Origin of the sequence: Micromonospora sp. CA-240977 (genome assembly GCF_050942285.1) — a bacterium.
Lineage (GTDB): Bacteria > Actinomycetota > Actinomycetes > Mycobacteriales > Micromonosporaceae > Micromonospora.
Window position 1 is genome coordinate 7,012,123 of record NZ_CP192055.1, and the last position, 22,456, is coordinate 7,034,578.

The window sequence follows — 22,456 nt, forward strand, 5'->3', positions numbered from 1 at the left end:
CGTAGTTGATCATGTTGATGATCGCCGGCCGGCGACCTAGCCTCGGCTGCATGGCCCCCACCACGCTCCTGGACGACCTCCGCGCCGCGCTCGGCGCCGACGCCGTGCTCACCGACCCGGATCTGCTGCGCGTGCACCAGCGGGACGAGGCCGACCTGTGCGCGGCCGGCACCCCGCTCGTGGTGACCCGTCCCCGCAGCACCGAACAGGTGGTCGCGGTGGTCCGGGCGGCGGCGCGACACGGCGTACCAGTGGTGCCGCAGGGCGCGCGGACCGGGCTGGCCGGCGCGGCGAACGCGGTGGACGGCGCGGTGGTGCTCAGCACCGTCGCGATGGACGAGATCCGGGAGATCGACCCGGTGAGCCGGATCGCTGTGGTCCAACCGGGGGTGGTCAACGCGGCGCTGGCCGGCGCGGTGGCCAAGCAGGGGCTCTGGTACCCGCCGGACCCCGGCTCCTGGGAGTCGTCCACGATCGGCGGCAACGTGGCCACCAACGCCGGCGGCATGTGCTGCGTGAAGTACGGGGTGACCACCGAGTACGTGCTCGGTCTGGAGGTGGTGCTCGCCTCCGGTGAGGTGCTGCGCACCGGGCGGCGGACGGCCAAGGGGGTGGCCGGCTACGACCTGACCCGGCTCTTCGTGGGCTCGGAGGGCACCCTCGGGGTGATCACCGAGGTGACAGTGGCGTTGCGGCCCGCGCCGGCCGAGTCGCTGACCCTGGTGGCGGTCTTCGGGTCCACCGCGGCGGCCGGCGCGGCGGTGGCCGAGATCGCGGCCCGTGGGCTCACCCCCAGCCTGCTGGAGCTGCTCGACCAGACCCACCTGCGGGCGATCGAGGCGTACCAGCCGATGGGGCTGCGGACCGACGCGCAGGCCCTGCTGCTGGCCGCCGCGGACACCGGCGACCGGGCCGCCGACGACCTGGCCGGCCTGGCCGAGGTGTGCACGGCGGCCGGCGCCGACGAGGTCTACGCGGCCACCGACGCGGTGGAGGCAGCGGCGCTGTTGCAGGCCCGCCGGCTGGCCCACCCGGCGATGGAGAAGTTCGCCGCCGACGCCTACCCGGGTGGCAACGGCGGCCTGGTGATCGACGACGTGGCGGTGCCGCGCGGCTCGCTCGCCGCGCTGCTGGACGGGGTGGCCCGGATCGCCGTGGAGTGCGAGGTGCCGATCGGCGTGGTGGGGCACGCCGGGGACGGCAACATGCACCCGAACATCGTTGTCGACCGGGCCGACCCGGCCAGCGTGCGGCGCGGCCGACGGGCCTTCGACGAGATCATGCGGCTCGGTCTGGACCTGGGCGGCACCTGCACCGGCGAGCACGGGGTGGGGCTGCTCAAGCGGGAGTGGCTGGCCCGAGAGATCGGGCCGGTCGGCGTCCGGGTGCACCAGGCGATCAAGTCGGCGCTGGACCCGGAGGGTCTGCTCAACCCGGGCAAGGTGCTCTGAGCCGGCTCGGGGTCAGCCCTTGACCTCGGCCGGGGTCGCCTGGGTGAGCAGCAGCAGGATCTCCCCGGCGACCGGCGTGCGCTCCTCACCGGGGCAGTCCTGCGAGGTGATCAGCCCGGTCGAGGTGAGCAGGCTGGACGTGAGCGCGTCGATGCAGGTGGTGCGGTATCTCCGGGCCTGATCGGTCTCGTCGGCCAGCGCCGGGTCGGCGAGCAGCACCTGGAGCCGTTGGGTCAGCTCCGGGGCGAGGGTGCCCCGGGAGGTGACGCCGTCACCGGCGCAGTCGAGGCACTGCCACGCGCCGTCGCGTTCGACGCTCAGGGTGCGCAGCGGGCCGTCGGCGCCGAGCCGCTGAAGCAGGCTGACCTGGCCGGCGGCAACCGTGGTGGGGATCTCCAGTTGCGTGCCGACACCCGCCGAGGCGGACGGTTGTGCCGCCGGAGTGCCCCGCGGCTCCCTGTTGAACAGCGAGCACCCGGTCAGGGCACCGACGAGGACGGCGGCGAGGACCGGTAGGAGCAGACGAGGGTGCGCGCGGCGAAGCACGCGCGGAAACCTACCCCACCGTAGGTAGCGACCGAAACCACCATCCGGGCCGGTATCGATGATTACCCATCAGTAACGTTACAATTCATCACCGAGCGGACGGCCGCAGCTCAGCCTGATCGTCGCCGCCACCCCGATCTGCCGCATAACCCCGGACGTCCGGAGCGCCGAGCCGGGCCGCGTCCGCCGCGGCGTCGTCCGGCATCAACTGCGACTGCCGCTCCGCCTCCACCCGGGCGCGGTAGTGCTCGACCTCCCGGGCCCGGGTGGCCGCGTCCCAACCGAGCACCGCGCCCATCAACTCGGCGGTGTGCTCCGCCGACTCCAACCCCCGGTGGCTGGTCTCGAACGAGATCCGGGTCCGCCGGGTCAGCACGTCCTCCAGGTGCAGCGCACCCTCGGCCCGCGCCGCGTAGGCGACCTCCGCGGTCAGGTACTCCGGGGCGCCGGCCAGCGGGGACGCGAGCAGCGGATCCGCGTCGATGAGCGCCAACAGGTCCAGGGTGAGGGTGCCGTACCGCTCCAGCAGGTGCTCCACCACGCCCACCGGCACACCGTGCCGGCGGGCCAGGTCGGCCCGGTCCCGCCACATCGCCGGGTAACCGTCCGCCCCGAGCAACGGCAGATCGGCAGTACGCGACGAGCGGGTGCCGCCGAGCCGGCGGGCGGCGCGGTCGACCACGTCGGACGCCATCACCCGGTACGTCGTGTACTTGCCACCGGCCACCAGCAGCAACCCGAGCATCGGCTCGAAGACCGCGTGCTCACGGGAGAGTTTGGAGGTCGAGTCGGCCTCGCCGGCCAGCAGTGGTCGCAGCCCGGCGTACACCCCCTCGATGTCGGCGGTGGTCAACGGCCGGTCCAGCACCGTGTTGACCTGCTCCAGGAGGTAGTCGATGTCGCGGGCCGAGGCGGCCGGGTGGGACCGGTCCAGTCGCCAGTCGGTGTCCGTCGTGCCGATGATCCAGTGCCCGCCCCACGGGATGACGAAGAGCACCGACTTCGCCGTCCGCAGGATGAGCCCCGTCTCGCCGGTGATCGCCGAGCGGGGCACCACCAGGTGCACCCCCTTGGAGGCGCGCACCCGGACCCCGGGCCGCAGGCCCACGTCGTTGAGCATCCGCGACATGTCGTCGCTCCACACCCCGGTGGCGGCGATGACGGTACGGGCGTGCACCTCGAACTCCGCATCCGGGGAGCCCGCCGGAGCCTCCAGGTCGCGGACCCGGACACCGGTCACCTCACGCGCCTGCCGGATCAGCCCCACGGCACGCGCGCTGCTCACCACAGTGGCACCGAGGCTGGCCGCGGTGCGGGCCAGGGTGACGACCAGCCGGGCGTCGTCGACCTGACCGTCGTAGTAGCGGATCGCCCCGGCCAGCGCGTCGGCCCGCAGGCTCGGAAAGATCCTCCGGGCGCCCTCGCGGGTCAGGTGCCGGTGCAGCGGCATGCCCCGGCCGGCGCCGAAGACCCCGGCGAAGGCGTCGTAGGCGGCCACGCCGGCGCCGTAGTACGAGCGGCGGAAGATCCGGGCCGGCAGGTCCCGCAGGCCCCGCCCGGCCGGCAGCGGCACCAGGAACGGCACCGGGCGCACCAGGTGCGGCGCGAGTCGGGTGGCCAGCAGGCCACGCTCGGTGAGCGCCTCGTGGACCAGGTGGAACTCCAACTGCTCCAGGTAGCGCAGGCCACCGTGGATCAGCTTGCTGGACCGGCTGGAGGTGCCCGCGGCAAGATCGCGCGCTTCGACAAGGGCCACCTTCAGGCCCCGGGACGCGGCGTCCAGGGCGGCGCCCGCACCGGTCACCCCGCCACCGATGACCAGCACGTCGAAGCGCTCGGCGCGCAGCCGACGCAGGTCGGACGCACGGCGGACCGGCGAGAGCTGACCGGCGACGGATCGGGAGATGCTGGGGTCACGCACCCGTCCACCGTAACCGTCGCGCCGGCATGTCGACATTCGCCGCTCGCCCCCGCCCTGTCACGTCACGCGCGGATCCCCCCATCAGGTTCAGCCGACCAATGGGAGATCTTGGACAGTTTCCGTCAGTCGCTGACGGAAACTGTCCAAGATCTCCACGGTTCTCCGATCAGGCAGTCGGTTCGAAACTGTTCAGCGTGGTCGTAAGGTTCTCGGATGCACGGTGAGCCCGCGTACCCCGGAGTCAGCGACCGCAGTTCCCCTTGGCCGGTGGTCGCGGCCGTGCTGGTCGGCGGCTGGACGGTCGCGGTCACCGTGGCCACCCAGACCGGTGGCTGGCTGACCGATCAGCTGCTGCTGGGCTTCGGACGGGACCGGGTCGGCTGGCTCTGGCCGGTGCTCGGGCTGACCGCCGTCGTGCTGGTGGGCACGCCCGCCCTGCTGCTTGCCGTGCTGCCCCGGTCGACGGCGGTCCGGGCCACCGGGCGGGCCTGGCTGATCGGGACACTCGCCCTCGGGGTGCTGACAGCGCTGCGGGTCGTGCCGCCGGTGCACCACGAGGCGTACCTCGCCGCGCTGGCCGGCACGGCGCTGCTCAGCGCGCTCGCCGTGCGCTGGTCGGCGCGCTGGCGGGCGCACACCGGACCAGCCGGCCCGGCCGGCGGCGCGCCACCCGCCGGAAACCACGAGGCAGGACGGCCCGTCGGGGACCACGACGCCGCACAGCCCGGAACCACCGGAAACCACGACGCCGCGCAGCCCGAAACCACCGGGAACCACGACGCCGCACGACCCGAGACCGTCGGGGGTCCGGAGCTGGTGAGGCGGTTGCGTGGGTCCGGCCCGGTGCCGCTGCTCGCGGTCGCCGCCGGGATGGCGCTGCTGCTGCCGTGGGCCTGGCTGGGCGCGCTGGGCGGGCTGCTGGAGACCGCGCTCGCGCTCCTGGCGGCCGGGGCGCTCGGGGTGCTGGCCGCGACGCTGCTGGATGCCACCTTCTGGTCGCGGTTCGCGGTCGGCCGGCCACCCCGGCCAGCTCGGCTGGTGCTGGTCGGGGGCCTGGTCGCCGGGGTGGCGCTGCTGCTGCTCGCGGCCGGCACCGGCCAGTCCGGCGCGCAGTTGCCCGCGCTGCTGACCCTGCCGCCGGTGGGTTTCGCCCTGGCCGCGCTCTGGGCCGCGACGTGGCGGCCCACCGCCGACCCGGTCGACGCCGCGCGCGCCGGCCGCACGGCCACCGGCTGGCTGGTGGGCCTGGCCGCACTCGGCCCGCTGGCCTTCACCGACCCGGAAGAGATCACTCTGCTGCTGATCGGCACCCGCGACGTCCCGTTCTGGGTGGCGGCCGCGGCCGGCGCCGGGCTCGCCGTCGCCGTCCTGGTCGCCATCGGGTACGCGGTGCTGCTCGCCCGGCGGGCGGCACGGACCCCGAGCCGTCGGGTCGCGGCGGTGGCAGCCGTGGTGCTGCTCGTGACGTTCGGCGTGGTGGACCTGGGTCCTGGTCAACCGGGCCTGTACGGCGAGCGGCTGTTCGTGGTGCTGCGGGCGCAGGCCGACCTGACGGGCCTGCCGGCCAGCCAGCCAGGTCGGGCCGGGCGGGACGCCCGCGCGGCGGAGGTCTACCGGCGGTTGGTGACGACCGCCGAGCGCAGCCAGGCCGACCTGCTCCGGGGGCTGGGTCGACTGCGACTCGACCCGGTGTCGTACTACCTGGTGAACGCGGTCGAGGTGGACGGCGGCCCGGCGGTACGGGCGTGGCTCGCCCGCCGACCGGAGGTGGCCCGGGTGCTGGTCAGCCAGCGCCTGCGGCCGCTGCCGGCCCCGGCGGGGCAGAACCGGGGCACCGCGCCCACGCCCACCGGACCCGAGTGGAACATCCGCCAGATCGGCGCCGACCGGGTGTGGTCCCAACTCGGGGTGACCGGCGCCGGCATCGTGGTCGGCAGCTCGGACTCGGGCGTGGACGGCACCCATCCGGCGTTGCGAGCCGGGTTCCGCGGCGGGGACGACTCCTGGTACGACCCGTGGGACGGCACCCGGAGCCCGACCGACCAGGGCGGGCACGGCACCCACACGGTGGGCAGCGCGGTCGGGCGGGACGGCATCGGGGTGGCACCGGACGCCCAGTGGGTGGGCTGCGTCAACCTGGACCGCAACCTCGGCAACCCCGCGCACTACCTGGACTGCCTCCAGTTCATGCTGGCGCCCTTCCCGGCCGGCGGCGACCCGTTCACCGACGGTCGTCCGGAGCGCGCCCCGCAGGTGCTCACCAACTCGTGGGGCTGCCCGTCGATCGAGGGCTGCGACAAGGGTGTGCTGCGGCCGGCCACCGCCGCGCTGGACGCCGCCGGGATCTTCGTGGTCGCCGCCGCCGGCAACACCGGGCCGTGGTGCGCGTCGATCGACGACCCGCCGGCGCCGTACCCGGACGTGTTGACAGTGGGCGCGGTGGACGCGCAACGCCGGGTCGCTGAGTTCTCCTCGCGCGGGCCGGTGTCGGGTGGCACGGCTAAGCCGGACGTCCTGGCCCCGGGCGTGGGTGTGGTGTCGGCGATGCCGGGCGGCACGTACGCGGCGTTGGACGGCACCTCGATGGCGACACCGCAGGTGGCGGGGGTGGTCGCACTGATGTGGTCGGCGAACCCGGCGCTGGTCGGCGACGTGGACCGTACCCGGCAGATCCTGCGGGACACCGCGACGGCGGCGACACCCACCTACCGCTCGGACAACCCGGCTGACGCCTGCGGCGGCCCGTCCAACGTCACCGGTTCGGGCCAGGTCGACGCCTACGCGGCAGTCGAAGCCGCCCGGCGGTGAGGTACGCGCGGGAGCACCCGGTGATCTAGGGTCGGCGACCATGGACGCCGAGATCACCGTCACCGAACTGACCCCCGACCTGGCCCCCACCGTGGCGCGGCTCTGCGAGCAGGCCCTCGACCTGCCCGAGGACGCCGCCGAGGCGGCCCCCATCGTGGATGTTCTCTGGCCCCGGGCCGCCGCCGCCGACCGGCCGGTGGTGGGGCTTGGCGCGTACCGGGGGGCAGACCTGGTCGGGGTGCTGCTCTGCTCGGTGTCGTCGACCGAGCCGGGCATCGGGCACGTGGACCTGGTCGCGGTCCTGCCGGATCACCGCCGCCGGGGCGTCGGCCGGGCACTGCTGCGGCGGGCCGAGCGGGTGCTGGCCGAGCGCGGGGTGACCGAGGTGCTGCTGGCCGGGAACCCGCCGTACTACGCGTGGCCGGGCATCGACGTCCGCTACACCCCGGCGGTCTGCGCCGCTCTCGCGCTCGGCTACCGGCAGGATCGGACCGCCTGGAACATGACAGCGGACCTGTCCCACGACGGGTCGCCGGCACTGCGGTCCACCGAGGCGGCCGAGCGGCGGCTGGCCGACCAGGGGGTGACCGTACGCCGGGCGGAGCCGGCGGATCTGCCGGCGTTGACCGCGTTCGCCCGGTCCACCTTCGGTGGCACCTGGGACGGTGAGCTGGCCGGGTCGGTGGGTCGTGACGGCGCCGGTTGTCACCTGGCGGAGCGGGACGGCGAGGTGCTCGGCTTCGCCGCGTACGGGTCGTCCCGGCCGAGTTGGTTCGGGCCGATGGGCACCGCGCCGGCCGCCGAGGGGTCGGGCATCGGTGGTGTCCTGTTGCGGCGCTGCCTGCGGGACCAGCAGGTGGCGGGGCTGACCCGGGCGGAGATCGGCTGGGTGGGCCCGGTGCCGTTCTATTCCGGCAGCGCGGGCGCCCGGATCGAGCGGGTCTTCTTCCTGTACCGGCGGACCCTACCTGCGGCATAACCGGGCAAATAGGGCATTGATCCATTCGCCCGCGTCGGCCATCGACGCCCCCTACCGTCTTGGTAGAGGAGGCAGCCATGACCACGGATGACGACCAGACCGAGGACGGCCCGCCGATCACCTGGAAACCGGTCGGCGAACTCCCCGGCCAACTGCCGTTCGACCGGCTCGACTACGGCGACGCCGAGCAACTGGCCGAGATGACCACCGACGACGAGTCGGCGGTCGCCGAGGAGCCACGGGAGATGGTGGACGCGCCGATCCAACTGCTTCCGCCGTACAACCGGGCGCAGAAGCGGCGCAACCAGCGCCCACTGCCGACCTGACGACGAACGGGGCGGACCGCGTCAGCGGCCCGCCCCGTCCGGTGTCGGACTGGACTCAGAAGTCCATGTCCCCGCCACCCGGGCCAGCCGGGGCAGCCGGGGTCTTCTCCGGCTTGTCCGCGACAACGGCCTCGGTGGTGAGGAACAGCGCCGCGATGGACGCGGCGTTCTGCAGCGCCGAGCGCGTCACCTTGGCCGGGTCGATGATGCCCGCGGCCAGCAGGTCGACGTACTCGCCGTTGGCGGCGTTGAGGCCGTGACCCGCTTCGAGGTTACGGACCTTCTCCACCACGACGCCGCCCTCGAGGCCGGCGTTGACGGCGATCTGCCGCAGCGGGGCGTCCAGCGCCACCTTGACGATGTTCGCACCGGTCGCCTCGTCGCCGACCAGGTCGAGCTTGTCGAAGGCGGTCTTGCCGGCCTGCACCAGCGCGACGCCACCACCCGGGACGATGCCCTCCTCGACGGCGGCCTTCGCGTTGCGAACGGCGTCCTCGATGCGGTGCTTGCGCTCCTTGAGCTCGACCTCGGTGGCCGCGCCGACCTTGATGACCGCAACGCCGCCGGCCAGCTTGGCCAGCCGCTCCTGCAGCTTCTCCCGGTCGTAGTCGGAGTCGCTCTTGTCGATCTCGGCCCGGATCTGGTTGACCCGGCCCTGGATCTGCTCGGCGTCACCGGCACCGTCGACGATGGTGGTCTCGTCCTTGGTCACCACGACCTTGCGGGCGCGGCCCAGCATGTCGAGGCTGGCGGCGTCGAGCTTGAGGCCGACCTCCTCGCTGATGACCTGGCCACCGGCGAGGATGGCGATGTCGGTCAGCATGGCCTTGCGGCGGTCACCGAAGCCCGGCGCCTTGACGGCGACCGACTTGAAGGTGCCACGGACCTTGTTGACCACCAGGGTGGCGAGGGCCTCGCCCTCCAGGTCCTCGGCGATGATCAGCAGCGGCTTGCCCGACTGCATGACCTTCTCCAGGATCGGGAGCAGGTCCTTCACCGACGAGATCTTGCTGTTGGCGATCAGGATGTACGGGTCGTCGAAGACGGCCTCCATACGCTCCGGGTCGGTCATGAAGTAGGCCGAGATGTAGCCCTTGTCGAAGCGCATACCCTCGGTGAGCTCCAGCTCGAGCCCGAAGGTGTTGCTCTCCTCGACGGTGATGACGCCTTCCTTGCCGACCTTGTCCATCGCCTCGGCGATGATCTCGCCGACGGTGCTGTCGCCAGCGGAGATGGAGGCGGTGGAGGCGATCTGCTCCTTGGTCTCGACGTCCTTGGCGAGCTTGGACAGCTCCTCCGAGACGCTCGCGACCGCAGCCTCGATGCCCCGCTTCAGGGCCATCGGGTTGGCGCCAGCGGCCACGTTGCGCAGGCCCTCGCGAACCAGGGCCTGGGCCAGGACGGTCGCCGTCGTCGTGCCGTCACCGGCAACGTCGTCGGTCTTCTTGGCGACCTCCTTGACCAGCTCAGCGCCGATCTTCTCGTACGGGTCCTCGAGCTCGATCTCCTTGGCGATGCTCACACCATCGTTGGTGATGGTGGGGGCACCCCACTTCTTCTCGAGCACGACGTTGCGGCCCTTGGGGCCGAGGGTCACCTTTACGGCGTCGGCGAGCTGGTTCATGCCCCGCTCGAGGCCGCGGCGCGCCTCTTCGTCGAACGCGATCATCTTGGCCATACGGCGTTGTCCTCCTGGACACTCACGGGCCACCCGAGATGTGTGCCCCGGATGGGCCGCCTGGTGTACGCACCTTGGGACGTCGCCACCTGGCGACGACGACGTCCTTCGGCCGGGCCGGATAGCCCGCGACGACCGGCCATGTGCCGCCCCGGCGTCTCCACGCCGGTGCAACCTGGCCCCACCGTCCCGACCATTGGCACTCACGGTATGCGAGTGCCAATGACTTGTTTAGCACTCTCCCCTGCCGAGTGCAAGCACGATGGGGCCGCTCAGCCGAGTTCCGCGGCCAGTCCGGCAGTGTTCACCGGCGCCTCATGGGCACGCTGCTCGGCGTACGTCACCAGCAGACCGATCAACTGGGCCAGCTGGGCCGGCAGGGCCAGCGCGGCGGTGACCGCGATCACCGCCACCGCCCCGGCCGCCGTGCCCGGCGACGCGAGGGGATCCTGGCCGAAGACGCCGGTGCCCGCCCCCTCCAGGGCGGCGGAGATCACGCTGACGACGATGATCGCCAGGGCCACCAGGGCCACCCGACCGAGCAGTAGGCCGAGCCGGTCGTGGAACATCCGGAACGACCGGCCGATCGGGTTACGGCGTTCGAAGAGATAGACCGGGCCGGCCATGCTCAGCGCGAACGACAGGTAGATGCCCGGCAGCACGCAGCAGCAGAAGCCGATGCCGGCGATCACGCCGATCAGCAGGGTCCAGCCCCACAGCCCCAGGGCCCGCCGGAAGCCGTAGCGCAGCGCGGAGTCCAGGCTGCCCGGCTGACCGGACGCCTGCTGCGTGATCACCCAACTGCCGGCGGCCCACCCGACGGCCTGCACCAGCCCGACCAACAGACTGCCGCCGATCAGGACCACGAAGAGGCCCACCAGATCGACGGCGAAGTTGTCCGGCAGCGCGGGAGCGGAATCCGCCCCGGACTGGACGTCCCACTCGGCCGACGGGTCGATGCCCAGGGAGATCACCGAGAGCACTGCCGCCGGCAACGCCTGGGTGAGCAACATGATGGGCACCAACTGCCGCCAGCCCCGGCGCAGCGCGCCGGCACACCTGTTGAACCAGCCGGCCAGACCGGCGCCGGGCGGAGTGACAAGGGGATCGTTCGGGTCGAACCCGTAGCCCGGCGGGTACCAGCCGACCGGCGCCCCCGGATACCACGGTTGCGCGCCGTAGGGACCCGACCCGGGCGGGTAGCCGCCGGTGGGCGGCAACGCCCAACCCTGCGTCGGCGGATCCCAGCCGCCGTGTGCCGGATCCCAGCCCCCCTGCGCCGGATCCCAGCCGGGCGGCGGGCCGACCGGAGGTACGCGCGGCCTCACGTCGGATGGCGTGTCCCCGGCCGCGCCGGAACTGCCGTACGGCACTGTCGGATCGGACGGACCCGGCTCCCCCGGCCCAGAGGGTGGGGTGGGCGCGGGCGGCTGGTCAGTCATGAACGCTCCTCAGCATCGGCTGGAACGGCCACGATCTTCCCGGTTGTGCGCCCGCGTCGCAGCCCCGACGCGCGGGGCCGATCAAGGAGGAAAGGTCAGGCGATGACGCGTACGTGCTCGGCCTGCGGGCCCTTCTGACCCTGGGCGATCTCGAACTCCACCCGCTGGCCGTCGTCCAGCGCCTTGTAACCGTCCATCTCGATCGCGGAGAAGTGGACAAAAACGTCCTGACCGCCGTCGACGGCGATGAAGCCGTAGCCCTTTTCGGAGTTGAACCACTTCACGGTGCCCTGTGCCACGGTGCACTTCCCTCACTCTGCGCGGTGTTGCCTGACCTGGCGCACGGCACGGCCGGACGCCCACCGACCACCACCTCAGCGATCGATGGCGACCATTGAGAAAGGTGACCGAAATCGCACGCTACACGAGGAGTGAGCGCCGCGCACGGCCACAAATCGGGCGTATTCCGGGGCCGGTCCGACGGCGTCAGTCGGTCGGGTTTTCGATACGCCGGATCCATGTCGGCGATTGCGCGGTGCGACTCCCGGCCGCCGGGCCGCCCGGTCCGCACACGGCCGGGGACGGCAACCGGCCCTGTGGTAGGCATGCGGACATGACCACCGATACGGGCGCGACCGCCCTGCGGCCGGCGGAGATCCGCCGGGTCCGGCCGGAGGACGCCGCCCGGATGCGGGCACTGCGCCTGGAGATGCTCGCCGACGCGCCGTTGGCCTTCCTGGAGACCCTGGCGGACGCGGCGGCCCGGCCGCACACCGAGTTCGCCGCCCGGGTCGCGTACACCTCGGCCGGCCCCGGTAACGCGCAGTTCATCGCCGACCCGGGCGGCCGGCTCGTCGGACACGCCGGTGGCACTGTCTCCCCGAACGAACCCGGGCTCACCGTGATCTACGCCGTCTACGTCACGCCGACCTGGCGGGGGCGCGGGCTGCTCGGTGAGCTGATCGACGGAGTGGCCGCGTGGTCACGCGCCTGCGGCCGACCGGAGCTGCTGCTGGAGGTGGTGGTCGGCAACGACCGCGCCTACCGGGCCTACCAGCGGCTGGGCTTCACCGACACCGGCGTACGCGTCCCCCACCCCACCATCCCGGCCCTCACCGAGCTGCAGATGCGCAGAACCGCCTAAATCCAAGAACAAATCCCAAGGCAGAACCCCCAAGCTGCCCCAAGCCCCGGATGCGTCAGCGACAACCGCGCCCACGTCAGGGTTTCCGGGGCAGCCCGACCCGCGCAGGGATCAAGCCTGACCGCCCGGAGCGGGTCGGGCTGCCCCGGAAACCCCCAACCGCAACCACAGATCAGACGTGACGCCGAGACTGCACGATCCGGAAGCGGTTGGCCACGTACGCTCCGTCGGTGAGCGCGGCGTTGGCCGCGGCGTTGGCGCCACTGCCGTGGAAGTCCGAGAACGCCGCCGACTGGTTCACGAAGACCCCGCCGGTGAGGTTGCAGGACAGGTGCACCCCGACCTCGACCGCCACCGCCTCGGTGGCGTCCAGCACCGCCTCGTCGGTCGAGTAGACCCCCGCGGTCAGCGCGCCCTTCTCGCCGACCGTGCGGCGCAGCAACTCCAGGCTGTGCGCCGTGGAGTCGGTGGCGATGGCGAACGAGATCGGCCCGAACCACTCCCGGCCGTACGTCTCCGCGTCGTCCGCGGTCAGCTTCACGATCGTCGGGGTACGCACCACCGCGTCGGCGTACGACGGGTGGGTCACGGCCCGTGACTCCAGCACCGGCTCGCCGACCTTGGTGACCTCGGCCAGCCGTTCCAGCACCCCGTCGTTGACGATGGCGCCGGTCAGCTCCACGCCCCGGGCCGGGTCGGCGGTGAGCTTGCCGACCGCGGCCGCGATCCCGCCGGCCACCTCGTCGAAGCTCTTGTGCCCCTGGTCGGTCTCGATGCCACCGGCCGGGATGAGAATGTTCTGCGAGGTGGTGCACATCTGACCGCTGTACAGGGTCAGCGTGAAGCCGAGGTTGCGGCACATGCCGGCGAAGTCGTCGGTGGAGTCGATGACGACGGTGTTCAGACCGGCCTTCTCGGTGTAGACCGACGCCTGCCGGGCGTGCGTCTCCAGCCAGTCGCCGTACTCGGTGGAGCCGGTGAAGTCGACGATCTTCACGGCGCGGTGCAGGGCCAGGTCGCTGGCGAGCTTCTCACCGGGGGCCTCGGCCGCCAACATGATCAGGTTGCTGTCGAACCCGGCCTCGGCCAGCACCTCCCGGGCGTACTTCACGGTGATGGCCAGCGGCAGCACCGCGCGCGGGTGCGGCTTGACGAGCACCGGGTTGCCGGTGACCAGCGAGGCGAACAGCCCCGGGTAGGAGTTCCAGGTCGGGAAGGTGTTGCAGCCGATCACCAGCGCCACCCCACGCGGCACCACGTGGAACGTCTTTGTCATCCGCAGCGGGTCGCCCTTACCGGCGGACTTCTCCCAGCCGGCCGTGCCCGGGTGCCGGGTCATCTCGGCGTACGCGTACGCCAGCGCCTCCAGCGCCCGGTCCAGCGCGTGCGCGCCGCCGGCCTGGAAGGCCATCACGAACGCCTGCCCGCTGGTGAACTGCACCGCGTTGGCCAGCTCGAAGATGTGCTTGTGCAGCCGGTCGAGAATCTCCAGGCAGACCCCCACGCGGACCTGCGGGCCGGCGTCGCGCCAGGCCGGCAGCGCGGCGGAGGCGGCGTCGATCAGCTCGCCGGGGCCGGCATGCGGGTAACGCACCGCCAACTCCACCCCGAACGGGCTCGCCTCGGTGGCGACCCGCGCACCGGCGCCCGGCTGGTCGAGCGGGAAATCACCACCGAGGTACGCCTCGAAGGCGGCCTTACCGTCGGCGGCGGCCGTCTCGCCGTACACCCGGGGGCTGGGGGATTCGGGATAGGCGGACCAGTAGCCCCGCTCCGTGATCGCGGTCAGCGCACGGTTGAGGGTGTCGGCGTGCCTGTCGTACAGGGGATGCGGGGTCTCCGTCATGCCCGCCATCATGCCTGAGTCCGGTCCGCGAGCAGTAGCGCGAATGCCCGACAGCGGCTCATGCCTGAGTCCGGTCCGCGAGCAGTAGCGCCGATGACCGACGGCACCGGGATTGCCCGGGTCGGCAGCGGGTAACCGCTGCCTCCGGCCAGGACAGCCGGCCACGGGAGGGCGACGGGTGAGGGTCACCGAGATCCGGGTGCACGGGGTCGCCGACAAGGGGCCCGAGTCGATCCTCGACCGACCGATCGTCGCGCGGGTCGCGGGGGACGACAACGCCGGCTTCTACCGGCCGCGGCCCGGCTTCGGTACCCCCGCGGATCGCGACGGGGTGACGCTTGAGGCGTACCGCTGGAGCCGGTTGACCGGCGGCACCGCCACTCGAACGTTCTCCCTGGTCCTGCTCCTGCCGTTCATGCTCAGCAACATCGCGGTCTGGATGCTGCCGGTCAGCGGTCGCGGTGGCCATGCCGGTCGGGCGCTGTGCCGGCTGCTGGCCGCGACGATGACCGCGATGTACGTGCTCTCCACCGTCGGGGTGTCCCTCGACCTGATCGCGTGGCAGTGCGCTGCCTACCCGAGGTGCCTGGAGGGGCGGCGGGAGATCTCCTGGCTGGGCGGCGTGCCGCCGGGGCAGCGGCTCGCGCTGCTGGCCGTACCGCCGATCATCGCGATCGTCCTGATCTGGCGACTCGGTGCCCGGACCTGGCAGCTCCCCGAGGACGGCAACCACCCGCCCGGGGTGGGTGCGGACCGGCTCGACGCGCCCGCCTTCTGGGACGCCCGCACGCTGCTGCGTCGACTGCGCTCGGTGCACGTCGCGGTGGCGCTGGGCACTCTCGACCTGTCCCTGCTGCTGGCTCTGGCGCCGCACGACGCCACAGTGCCCGGCTGGCTGCTGCTGGCCGCGGATGTGGCGCTGCTCGCCGGCGCGGCGGTGCTGCTCTGCCGGCCGGCGATCGAGCGGCGTGGAGAGCAGGACCAGCGGAGTTCGCGGGCGATCCGCTGGGTGGCCGTCGCGCTCACCGCCCTGACCCTGGGGTACGCGTTGCTGCCCCGGCCGCCCTGGCAGGCCGAGGGGATATTGCCCGGGTACGGGGTGCTGGCCGCTGGACTGTTCGCCGGGCAGGTGGCGCTGCTCGCGATGCTGGGCCTGGTGGTCGTGGTGCAGCGCCGCGCCCTGCCCCGGCCCCTCTTCCTGCTGGCCGGGCTAGGCGCGCCATTGCTGACAACCGTCGCGATCGGGCTGGGCGTCGCCTACGACGCGGGCCTTACCTACGGGCTCGCCGAGTATCTGGACCGTGGTTCCAGCCCGACGCCGGCAAGGCCGCTGCCGCCTGGTGCGCCACCGCTGTCGCCGCCGATCGCCTTCCGCTGGGCCACCCTCGGCTTCTCCCTCGCCACGCTCCTGGTGCTCGTGACGGCAGTGCTCATACTTCGGTTCGGCCGGAATCGTCGGCGTCGGGAGGCCGAGGAACTGGTCCGGCGGGACTACCCGGAAGCCTCCCGGGCGGCCCCCGAACGGGTCCGGGCCGTCCGCGACGCGATCGCGCGTGCCGTGCTGACGGATCGGCTGGGGCCACTGCTGGCCGCCGTGTACGTGGTGTTGGCACTGCTCACCCTGGCGGCGGCCGGGCTCTCGGTGATCGGTCCCGGCCCGGGTGCGCTCGCTCTGCGACTCGGCGGCGAGCCGCTGGCCCGTCCGGTGATCTTCGTTACCGACCTGGGCGCCCTGCTGATCGGGCTGTTCGCCATGGTCCTCGCGGCGATGGGACTTGTCGCCTACCGATCCGGCGCGATCCGGCTGGTCGGGGTGCTCTGGGAGCTGGCAACCTTCTGGCCGCGTGCCGCACACCCGCTCGCCCCGCCGTGCTACGTCGAGCGGGCGGTCCCGGAGCTGGCCCGCCGGGTCGGTCAGCTCACCGCCAACGGGAACGGGGTGGTGCTGTCCGGGCAGAGTCACGGCAGCGTGCTCGCGGCGGCGACGGTCCTCCAACTCCCCGACCACTGCCGCCGGCGGGTGGCCCTGCTCACCTACGGCGCCCCGCTCGGAAACCGGTACCGGCGGATCTTCCCGGCGTACGTCAGCGACGAGATGTTGCGCGAGGTCGGCAGCCGGTTGGCCTGGCGGTGGATCAACCTGTGGCGGTACACCGACGCGGTGGGCGGACCGGTGTTCGTCCCGCTCGTCGACGGACCCGACGACCCGGCCGCCCGGGTCGACCGTCGGGTACGGGATCCGAAGGGGCTGCTCATCCCACCGACCGACACCGTGCCCCCTCCGGTGCAGGGTCATCGGTTCACGCCGGACGACGACTTCCAGGCCGCGATCCGCGAGCTGGTCGAGCGCTGGGAACGGCCGAACGAGTGACCGGCGGGGTCAGAGGGTGAGTTGCCAGTCGGTCCAGGAGTCCATCGGGCGGAAGCCGAGCTGCTCGTTGATCGCCACCATGTAGCTGTTGCTTGCCGCGTTGAAGGTGTCGATCACGCGGATCGCCGGCTCGTGGGTGAGCAGGTGGTGCAGGTTCTCGGCCTTGGCGATGAGACCGAGCCGGTGCCCTCGGTGATCCGGGTCGACGATGGTGATCTGCTGGAACGCGTGCCAGTCGGCGGAGGCGCCCACGTCCAGCATGGTCCAGGCGACCAGTCGACCGGACGCCTCGTGGCGCATTCCGAGGTGGTAGCACCGCCGGCCCCGGGCCTCCAACGCCCGCTCGTTGCCACGGACACGCTCGGCGTCCACCTGCTCCGGGTCCCACTGCACGTCGCCCATTGGCGCGTCAGTCATCAACCGGCCGTCCAGGTAGGCGATGTCCGCCACGTACTCCTGTGGGGTGGCACCCTGCCAGGAAACCGACCGGTAGCCCTCGGCTCGCGGCCGGGCCTCGGCCAGCGCCGCCCGCAGCGCGATCCGGTCGATCGCGTCGACCTCGAGGCGACGACGCACCTCGACGAGGGCCGGTTGGGCGCCGGTGGCGGCGGCGAACGCGTCGCCCGCCCCGCTTCGGGCTGGCCCGTCGGGCAGGGCGGAGACGGCCATTCCGATCACCCGCTTGCGGCCGTGCTCGCGCAGCAGGCGCACCGCGTGCTCGTGCAGCGCCCGGCCGACGCCCCGCCGCCGCAGCTCGGGATGCACAGTCAACCCGACGGTGGCGTTGTCGGTGTTGTCGAGGTACGGCAGGTCCAGCTGGAGGTAGCCGGCCGGCACGCCGTCGAGCCGGGCCAGCGCCCAGAGCGACTCGGTGCCGGGCATCGGCGTGTGCAACCACGCGTCGAAGCGCCGCCGACAGAAGGGCGGAAAATCCGGCAGGTCGGCGTCGTTGGCCGCCGCGCCGATCAGGTACGCCTCGTCGACGGCGGCTCGGTCGGCTGCGTCGAACGTCGCGATCGTGATGCTCATGCCGAGGAGCGTGCGCCCCGGGAAAGCGATCGGGCCAGCGAATTATTCGCTGGCCCGATCGAACGTGGTCGGGAGGGACACTCGCACAACGCCTCCGGCGTTGGGTCGCAAGAACTTCAAAAGTCTTCGGCGAAATGCCCTCCCGCACGGAGCATCTTGCGCCGTCCGGTTCCTGCCGTCAAGTCCGCAGCGGCGGGTTTTCCATACTCACAGCGAAACCCCAGTTACCCAGCTGATCCACTCGGGTTCCCTGAGAACGGGGTGACCGGGCCGGCCGGACACCGCAGTCTTCAGGAACGCGAGTGGACCAAACGGGCGGGGTGGGTCAGCCGAGGAGACCGGCGTCGCGGGCGGCGCGCAGCGAGGGCTTGATGTGGTGGGTCGGTCCGACCTGACCGGCCACCGCGTCGACGGTCTTCAGACCTTCGCCGGTGTTGAACACGACGGTCTCCGCGGTCGGGTCGAGCCGACCGGATTCGACAAGCTTGCGGAGCACCGCCACTGTCACCCCGCCTGCGGTTTCCGCGAACACACCGGTGGTGCGGGCCAGATCGCGGATGCCGGCGCGGATCTCGTCGTCGTCTGCGTACTCCATCCAGCCGCCGGTGCGGCGGACCGCCTCCAGGGCGTAGAGGCCGGCGGCCGGGTCGCCGATGTTGAGCGACTTGGCGATGCCGGTGGGCTTGACCGGGATGATGGTGTCGCTGTCGGAGTGCAGCGCGACGGCGATCGGGTTGCAGCCGGCGGACTGGGCGCCGAAGACCTTCCAACCGCCGGCCGGCGCCTCGACCAGGCCGATCTCCACCAGCTCGGAGAACGCCTTGTCAATCTTGGTGAGCAGCTCGCCGCTGGCCATCGGGATGACCACCTGCGCCGGGATGCGCCAGCCGAGTTGCTCGGCCACCTCGTAGCCGAGGGTCTTGGAGCCCTCCGCGTAGTACGGCCGGACGTTCACGTTGACGAAAGCGGTGTCCTCGAATTCGTCGGTCTCCACCAGCTCGCCACAGAGCCGGTTGACATCGTCGTACGAGCCGTCGATGGCGACCAACTCCCCGCCGTACACGGCGGTGGTGATGACCTTGCCCTGCTCCAGGTCACTGGGGATGAAGACCACCGAGGGCGCCCCGGTGCGGGCGGCGTGCGCGGCCACCGAGTTGGCCAGGTTGCCTGTCGACGCGCAGGCGAACCGGGTGAAGCCGAGCGCCTTCGCGGCGGTGAGCGCCACCGAGACGACCCGGTCCTTGAACGAGTGGGTCGGGTTGGCGCTGTCGTCCTTGACCCACAGCGGCGCGGTGATGCCCAGCTCGGCGGCGAGGTGCGGGGCCGCCACCAGCGGGGTCAGCCCCGGGTCGAGGGTGACCCGACTGGCCGGGTCCTGACCGGCGGGCAGCAGTGCGGCGTAGCGCCAGATGTTCTCCGGGCCGGCCTCGATCTGCTCGCGGGTGACGGTGGCCAGGGCGGCGGTGTCGTAGTCGACCTCCAGCGGGCCGAAACACTCGTAGCAGGCGTGCTGGGCGACGAGCGGGTAGCGGGCTGAGCAGGCACGACAGACCAGGGCGCGGGCGGGGCTGGCGGAGGTGTCGATGCCGGAGGCGGCGAGCGTCGACGTCATGTCGAGAGTCCTCTCATCTTTCCCCACATCGCACGGTGCGGCGGGGACGGAATTGGCACCTGCCCCGCGGGTCGCTCAGCGGTGAGCGCGCGGGGTGGTTGCCGGGGCGTCGTCGGGCCGTATCCCTCAGCCCCTCTGGATGAGGTATGCAGTTGTGCCGTCGAGTCTAGGCAACTAAGTCCGCCGCCTCCACCGCGGATCCCAGTGGGTGGGTCAGCGGGCGTTCACCGCGACAGGGTCGACCACCGCGATCTGATCCGTGACCGCGGTCGGCTGCGACGGCGACGACGGCCGGGTCCGCGCCCTGGTGGCGAGGTTCGCGGCGACCAGCGCGCCGATCGTGATGGCGGCCCCGACCAGCTCGATGGGCTCCGGGCGGTAGCCGCGGGCGATCTGCACCGCGAAGGTGGTGACCGGGACCAGGTTCATGAACAGCGCGGCGTTTGCGGCACCGAGCCGCTGCACCCCGGTGTTCCAGGCCAGCACCGCGATCACCGCGCCGACGACCACGGCGTACGCCAGTTGTGGGGTGACCGCCGCGAGGTCGGCGGCGGCCGGCGCGTGCTGCCAGCCGACGGCGTCCGCGCCGATGCTCGCGGCCAGCATGGCCGCCGTGCCGGCGACCGCGGTCAGGGTCGTGAAGCGCAGCGGTGACCAGTCGCCGAACCGGCTGGCGCCGTGCGTGTAGATGCCCCAGCCGAGCACCGCGCCGATCATCATCAGCCCACCGAGACCGAACTGGCCGAGCCCGGCCAGGCTCCCGCGGGTGATCACCAGGCCGACTCCGAGGAGCGCCACCAGGGAAAGGGCCAGCAGGAGCGGCTTCGGCCGTACGCCGTCACGGGCCCAGCGGACCAACTGGGTGATCAGCGGGGTGGTGGCCACGAAGAGGGCGATCTGCTGCGGGGCGGCGTGTTCGAGCGCCAGGTTGGTGAGCACGTTGAAGCCGGCGAAGCCGACAACGCCCAGCAGCACGATCTCGCCCGTCCGGCCGCCGTGCCGCAGCGCGCCGGAACCTTCGCGGAGCAGCAGGATGGCGACCAGGATGACGCTGGCCAGGAGGTAGCGGGCGGTGGTCAGGTTGAGCGGGTCGACCCGGGACAGCGCACTGGCCAGGACCGGGAACATCACGCCCCAACCGAGCGCGGCGAGCAGCGGGTAGGCGGCGGCACGGGGTCGCATCGTCAGCTCCAATGTTCGAGTATCGTCGAACCAACGACACCGACCCTAGGGTGTTGTTCGAAAGTTGTCGAACAAGGGTTACACTGGTCACATGGAGCCGCACGAACCCGACCTGAGCGACGTACCGGTCACCACCGTGCTGGCCGCACTCGCCGACGACGTACGACTGCAGATCGTGCGAGCGCTGGTCGAGGGTGGCGAGGCGACCTGCGGCAGTTTCGACTTCGGCGTCTCCAAGGCGACCCGCAGCCACCACCTCAAGGTGCTGCGCGAGGCCGGCCTGACCCGCACCCGGGCCGCCGGCACCAGCCGCCTGGTCCGGCTGCGCCGCGACGAGCTGGACAGCCGCTACCCCGGCCTCCTGGACGCGGTCCTCGGCACGCGCACGGCCTGACCGGGCGCGTTCGCCGGAGCCGCCTCATCGAGGCCCCGGCGAACGCGCGGCACGGGTGCGGTCAGACGACCATCGAACTGCGCTCGGCCATCGGCGCCGCGGGCGCGGACCGAACGTCGCGGCGACGGGAGAGCAGCGTGTCGAGCGCCCAGGAACCCGGGCCGAGGGCCGCGACCAGCAGGAACGACCAGCAGAAGAGCGCCGACAGCTCACCGCCGTTGTGCAGTGGCAGCAGATCATCCGGCTGGTGCACGACGAAGTAGGCGTACGCCATCGAGCCGGATGCAAGAAGAGCGGCGGGTCGGGTGAAGAGCCCGGCCAGCACCAGGCCGCCGCAGACCAGTTGAATCAGCGCGGCCCACCAGCCCGGCCAGGTGCCGGGGGGTATCGCCGTACCCGTCATGGGGTTGCCGCCGAACAACCCGAAGACCGAGGTCAGGCCATGCATCGTGAACAGCAGGCCGATCACGATGCGGAACAGGGACAGGGTCGGCCCGCCGAGCCGAGGAACGTTCATCGGTACCTCCATCGAAGGAATCTGATCTCTTCAATGTGAGGCATGAAACTATCGAAGTTTATAAATTCCTTGCTGGTGGGAAAGTCCCCGGTCGGAATGTACCGGTGTCCACAGCCCCGCGTCGAGCGCCCGCAGCGCCGCAGGTGCGCCGCCGTGGCGCCTGAGCTGCGAATACGACGAGATCCGAGCCGCGCCAACCGCCGTGGGCGCGCTCCCATAGTGTGGGTACGGCCCTGTCGAGCTGCCCCGCACACGGGGCAGACCCAGGCACGCACCCCCTTGATCGCCTGCCCGAGGCACGCCGGCCGGCATTGGTGATCCATCCAGCGATGTCGCAGACGATTCAGCTCCGAAGGCGCTCCAGGGGCAGTGCCCGCAGGCGAGCGGGTGACTCGGGATCCGGCGGGGGCGATGACACTGACACTGCCCCAGAAATGGGGCAGCTCGACAGGGCGCGTGGGAGACAGTCGGGGCCGGGCGGCGGCGGCTCACCCACGTGGGCGAGGATCGTCGAATGGTCTCCGGCGACACGGCAGCACGGCGGCGTATCAGCGCGGCGGTCGCGATGGCTCTCGCGCTCGGCGGCTGCACCACCGGCGACCATCGGGGCCAGGGCGGGGACCCTCCGAGCCGGCCGCCCACCGCGCCGAGTCCGTCCACGAGCTCCACGAGCACCGACCCGCTGGCCGACTGCCCGGCCTCCGGCGTCCGGATCCGCTCGACCGGCGGGGACGCCGCGATGGGCCTACGCGCCCTCGGCCTGGAGCTTGTCAACTGCGGTGACCGCCCCTACCAGCTCAACGGTTACCCGGTGCTGCACGTGTTCGACGAGCAGCACGAGCCGATCATGCTGCGCGTGGTCAACGGCGGCAAGGAGATCACCACGGGCTTCGACCAACCGCCCCGGAAGGTCACCCTCGCCCCGAACGAACGGGCCACGGCCGTGGTGCTCTGGCGCAACCTGGTCACCGATTCGACAGTGGTGGCCACCAACGGCGAGTACCTGAGGGTGGCGCCCGCGGCCGGGCAGCCGGGCGAAGAGGTGGACCCGGACGGGCCGATCGACCTGGGCAACACCGGCCGGATCGGCGTCAGCGCCTGGAAGAAGACCGAGTCGTCCGCGCCGGCGCCGACCCGGCCGGCCCCGCCGCCGATGCCGAGCGCGGTGCCGTCGTCGGTGAGCCCGCCCGACAGCCGGCTGTGAGCCCCG

Annotated in this window: 18 protein-coding genes and 1 riboswitch; of the genes, 8 read left to right on the plus strand and 10 right to left on the minus strand. The window is 72.1% G+C overall.

Features of this window, described 5'->3' with window-relative positions; translation table 11 throughout:
* The first annotated feature begins 50 nt into the window (after positions 1–50).
* On the plus strand, positions 51–1,451 hold the full coding sequence (locus ACQPWW_RS31935; protein WP_433127524.1) for an FAD-binding oxidoreductase: 1,401 nt from the start codon (positions 51–53) through the stop codon (positions 1,449–1,451).
* A gap of 12 nt (positions 1,452–1,463) precedes the next feature.
* Here ACQPWW_RS31935 and ACQPWW_RS31940 read toward each other — a convergent pair whose 3' ends face one another.
* The gene (locus ACQPWW_RS31940; protein WP_433127525.1) at positions 1,464–1,997 is read right to left on the minus strand and encodes a hypothetical protein; all 534 of its coding nucleotides are present in this window, start codon (positions 1,995–1,997) and stop codon (positions 1,464–1,466) included.
* A gap of 88 nt (positions 1,998–2,085) precedes the next feature.
* Positions 2,086–3,903, minus strand: a complete 1,818-nt coding sequence (locus tag ACQPWW_RS31945) for a glycerol-3-phosphate dehydrogenase/oxidase (RefSeq protein ID WP_433134704.1) — start codon at positions 3,901–3,903, stop codon at positions 2,086–2,088.
* Between the two features lie 228 nt (positions 3,904–4,131).
* Between ACQPWW_RS31945 and ACQPWW_RS31950 the strand changes: the two genes are divergently transcribed.
* The 3 genes from ACQPWW_RS31950 (at position 4,132) to ACQPWW_RS31960 (ending at position 8,031) form a co-directional block, all read left to right on the plus strand.
* The gene (locus ACQPWW_RS31950) at positions 4,132–6,726 is read left to right on the plus strand and encodes a S8 family serine peptidase (RefSeq protein WP_433127526.1); all 2,595 of its coding nucleotides are present in this window, start codon (positions 4,132–4,134) and stop codon (positions 6,724–6,726) included.
* Positions 6,727–6,766: 40 nt separating this feature from the next.
* Complete coding sequence (locus ACQPWW_RS31955) at positions 6,767–7,705, plus strand: GNAT family N-acetyltransferase (RefSeq protein WP_433127527.1); 939 nt, start codon at positions 6,767–6,769, stop codon at positions 7,703–7,705.
* 77 nt (positions 7,706–7,782) lie between these two features.
* Entirely contained in the window at positions 7,783–8,031 is a 249-nt protein-coding gene (locus tag ACQPWW_RS31960) for a hypothetical protein (RefSeq protein WP_433127528.1), read from the plus strand.
* 55 nt (positions 8,032–8,086) lie between these two features.
* On the opposite strand, the gene groL is transcribed toward ACQPWW_RS31960, so the two are convergent.
* The 3 genes from groL to ACQPWW_RS31975 all read right to left on the minus strand — a co-directional run bounded on the left by groL (position 8,087) and on the right by ACQPWW_RS31975 (position 11,450).
* Entirely contained in the window at positions 8,087–9,709 is a 1,623-nt protein-coding gene (gene groL, locus ACQPWW_RS31965) for a chaperonin GroEL (protein ID WP_030490078.1), read from the minus strand.
* A gap of 272 nt (positions 9,710–9,981) precedes the next feature.
* Positions 9,982–11,151, minus strand: a complete 1,170-nt coding sequence (locus tag ACQPWW_RS31970) for a hypothetical protein (RefSeq protein WP_433127529.1) — start codon at positions 11,149–11,151, stop codon at positions 9,982–9,984.
* A 95-nt stretch (positions 11,152–11,246) separates the two neighbouring features.
* Positions 11,247–11,450: a cold-shock protein gene (locus ACQPWW_RS31975; RefSeq protein ID WP_107161326.1), complete on the minus strand. Its 204-nt coding sequence runs from the start codon at positions 11,448–11,450 to the stop codon at positions 11,247–11,249.
* 314 nt (positions 11,451–11,764) lie between these two features.
* On the opposite strand from ACQPWW_RS31975, the gene ACQPWW_RS31980 reads away from it, so the two are divergent.
* Positions 11,765–12,295, plus strand: a complete 531-nt coding sequence (locus ACQPWW_RS31980; RefSeq protein ID WP_433127530.1) for an N-acetyltransferase family protein — start codon at positions 11,765–11,767, stop codon at positions 12,293–12,295.
* A 172-nt stretch (positions 12,296–12,467) separates the two neighbouring features.
* On the opposite strand, the gene paaN is transcribed toward ACQPWW_RS31980, so the two are convergent.
* Positions 12,468–14,141: a phenylacetic acid degradation protein PaaN gene (gene paaN, locus ACQPWW_RS31985; protein ID WP_433127531.1), complete on the minus strand. Its 1,674-nt coding sequence runs from the start codon at positions 14,139–14,141 to the stop codon at positions 12,468–12,470.
* Positions 14,142–14,319: 178 nt separating this feature from the next.
* Between paaN and ACQPWW_RS31990 the strand changes: the two genes are divergently transcribed.
* The gene (locus tag ACQPWW_RS31990; protein WP_433127532.1) at positions 14,320–16,512 is read left to right on the plus strand and encodes a hypothetical protein; all 2,193 of its coding nucleotides are present in this window, start codon (positions 14,320–14,322) and stop codon (positions 16,510–16,512) included.
* Positions 16,513–16,521: 9 nt separating this feature from the next.
* Here ACQPWW_RS31990 and ACQPWW_RS31995 read toward each other — a convergent pair whose 3' ends face one another.
* From ACQPWW_RS31995 to ACQPWW_RS32005, 3 genes are all read right to left on the minus strand, one after another.
* Positions 16,522–17,541, minus strand: coding sequence for a GNAT family N-acetyltransferase (locus ACQPWW_RS31995; RefSeq protein ID WP_433127533.1), 1,020 nt, complete (start codon positions 17,539–17,541; stop codon positions 16,522–16,524).
* A 325-nt stretch (positions 17,542–17,866) separates the two neighbouring features.
* A complete protein-coding gene (thrC, locus tag ACQPWW_RS32000; RefSeq protein WP_433127534.1) occupies positions 17,867–19,153 on the minus strand; it encodes a threonine synthase in 1,287 nt (428 codons plus the stop codon).
* 10 nt (positions 19,154–19,163) lie between these two features.
* Positions 19,164–19,299: riboswitch (SAM riboswitch) on the minus strand.
* 67 nt (positions 19,300–19,366) lie between these two features.
* The gene (locus ACQPWW_RS32005) at positions 19,367–20,335 is read right to left on the minus strand and encodes a DMT family transporter (RefSeq protein WP_433127535.1); all 969 of its coding nucleotides are present in this window, start codon (positions 20,333–20,335) and stop codon (positions 19,367–19,369) included.
* 91 nt (positions 20,336–20,426) lie between these two features.
* On the opposite strand from ACQPWW_RS32005, the gene ACQPWW_RS32010 reads away from it, so the two are divergent.
* Entirely contained in the window at positions 20,427–20,729 is a 303-nt protein-coding gene (locus tag ACQPWW_RS32010; RefSeq protein ID WP_433127536.1) for an ArsR/SmtB family transcription factor, read from the plus strand.
* A 61-nt stretch (positions 20,730–20,790) separates the two neighbouring features.
* Here the strand turns inward: ACQPWW_RS32010 and ACQPWW_RS32015 are convergent, their stop codons facing one another.
* On the minus strand, positions 20,791–21,246 hold the full coding sequence (locus ACQPWW_RS32015; protein WP_433127537.1) for a DoxX family protein: 456 nt from the start codon (positions 21,244–21,246) through the stop codon (positions 20,791–20,793).
* A 514-nt stretch (positions 21,247–21,760) separates the two neighbouring features.
* Between ACQPWW_RS32015 and ACQPWW_RS32020 the strand changes: the two genes are divergently transcribed.
* Positions 21,761–22,450: a DUF4232 domain-containing protein gene (locus ACQPWW_RS32020; protein WP_433127538.1), complete on the plus strand. Its 690-nt coding sequence runs from the start codon at positions 21,761–21,763 to the stop codon at positions 22,448–22,450.
* Positions 22,451–22,456 lie beyond the last annotated feature (6 nt).

Bases quoted from the DNA above. Each gene is read 5' to 3' on its own strand.
- ACQPWW_RS31935 (WP_433127524.1), top strand. From the start codon at position 51: ATGGCCCCCACCACGCTCCTGGACGACCTCCGCGCCGCGCTCGGCGCC.
- ACQPWW_RS31950 (WP_433127526.1), top strand. From the start codon at position 4,132: ATGCACGGTGAGCCCGCGTACCCCGGAGTCAGCGACCGCAGTTCCCCT.
- ACQPWW_RS31955 (WP_433127527.1), top strand. From the start codon at position 6,767: ATGGACGCCGAGATCACCGTCACCGAACTGACCCCCGACCTGGCCCCC.
- ACQPWW_RS31960 (WP_433127528.1), top strand. From the start codon at position 7,783: ATGACCACGGATGACGACCAGACCGAGGACGGCCCGCCGATCACCTGG.
- groL (WP_030490078.1), bottom strand. From the start codon at position 9,709: ATGGCCAAGATGATCGCGTTCGACGAAGAGGCGCGCCGCGGCCTCGAG.
- ACQPWW_RS31970 (WP_433127529.1), bottom strand. From the start codon at position 11,151: ATGACTGACCAGCCGCCCGCGCCCACCCCACCCTCTGGGCCGGGGGAG.
- ACQPWW_RS31980 (WP_433127530.1), top strand. From the start codon at position 11,765: ATGACCACCGATACGGGCGCGACCGCCCTGCGGCCGGCGGAGATCCGC.
- paaN (WP_433127531.1), bottom strand. From the start codon at position 14,141: ATGACGGAGACCCCGCATCCCCTGTACGACAGGCACGCCGACACCCTC.
- ACQPWW_RS31995 (WP_433127533.1), bottom strand. From the start codon at position 17,541: ATGAGCATCACGATCGCGACGTTCGACGCAGCCGACCGAGCCGCCGTC.
- thrC (WP_433127534.1), bottom strand. From the start codon at position 19,153: ATGACGTCGACGCTCGCCGCCTCCGGCATCGACACCTCCGCCAGCCCC.
- ACQPWW_RS32005 (WP_433127535.1), bottom strand. From the start codon at position 20,335: ATGCGACCCCGTGCCGCCGCCTACCCGCTGCTCGCCGCGCTCGGTTGG.
- ACQPWW_RS32010 (WP_433127536.1), top strand. From the start codon at position 20,427: ATGGAGCCGCACGAACCCGACCTGAGCGACGTACCGGTCACCACCGTG.
- ACQPWW_RS32015 (WP_433127537.1), bottom strand. From the start codon at position 21,246: ATGAACGTTCCTCGGCTCGGCGGGCCGACCCTGTCCCTGTTCCGCATC.
- ACQPWW_RS32020 (WP_433127538.1), top strand. From the start codon at position 21,761: ATGGTCTCCGGCGACACGGCAGCACGGCGGCGTATCAGCGCGGCGGTC.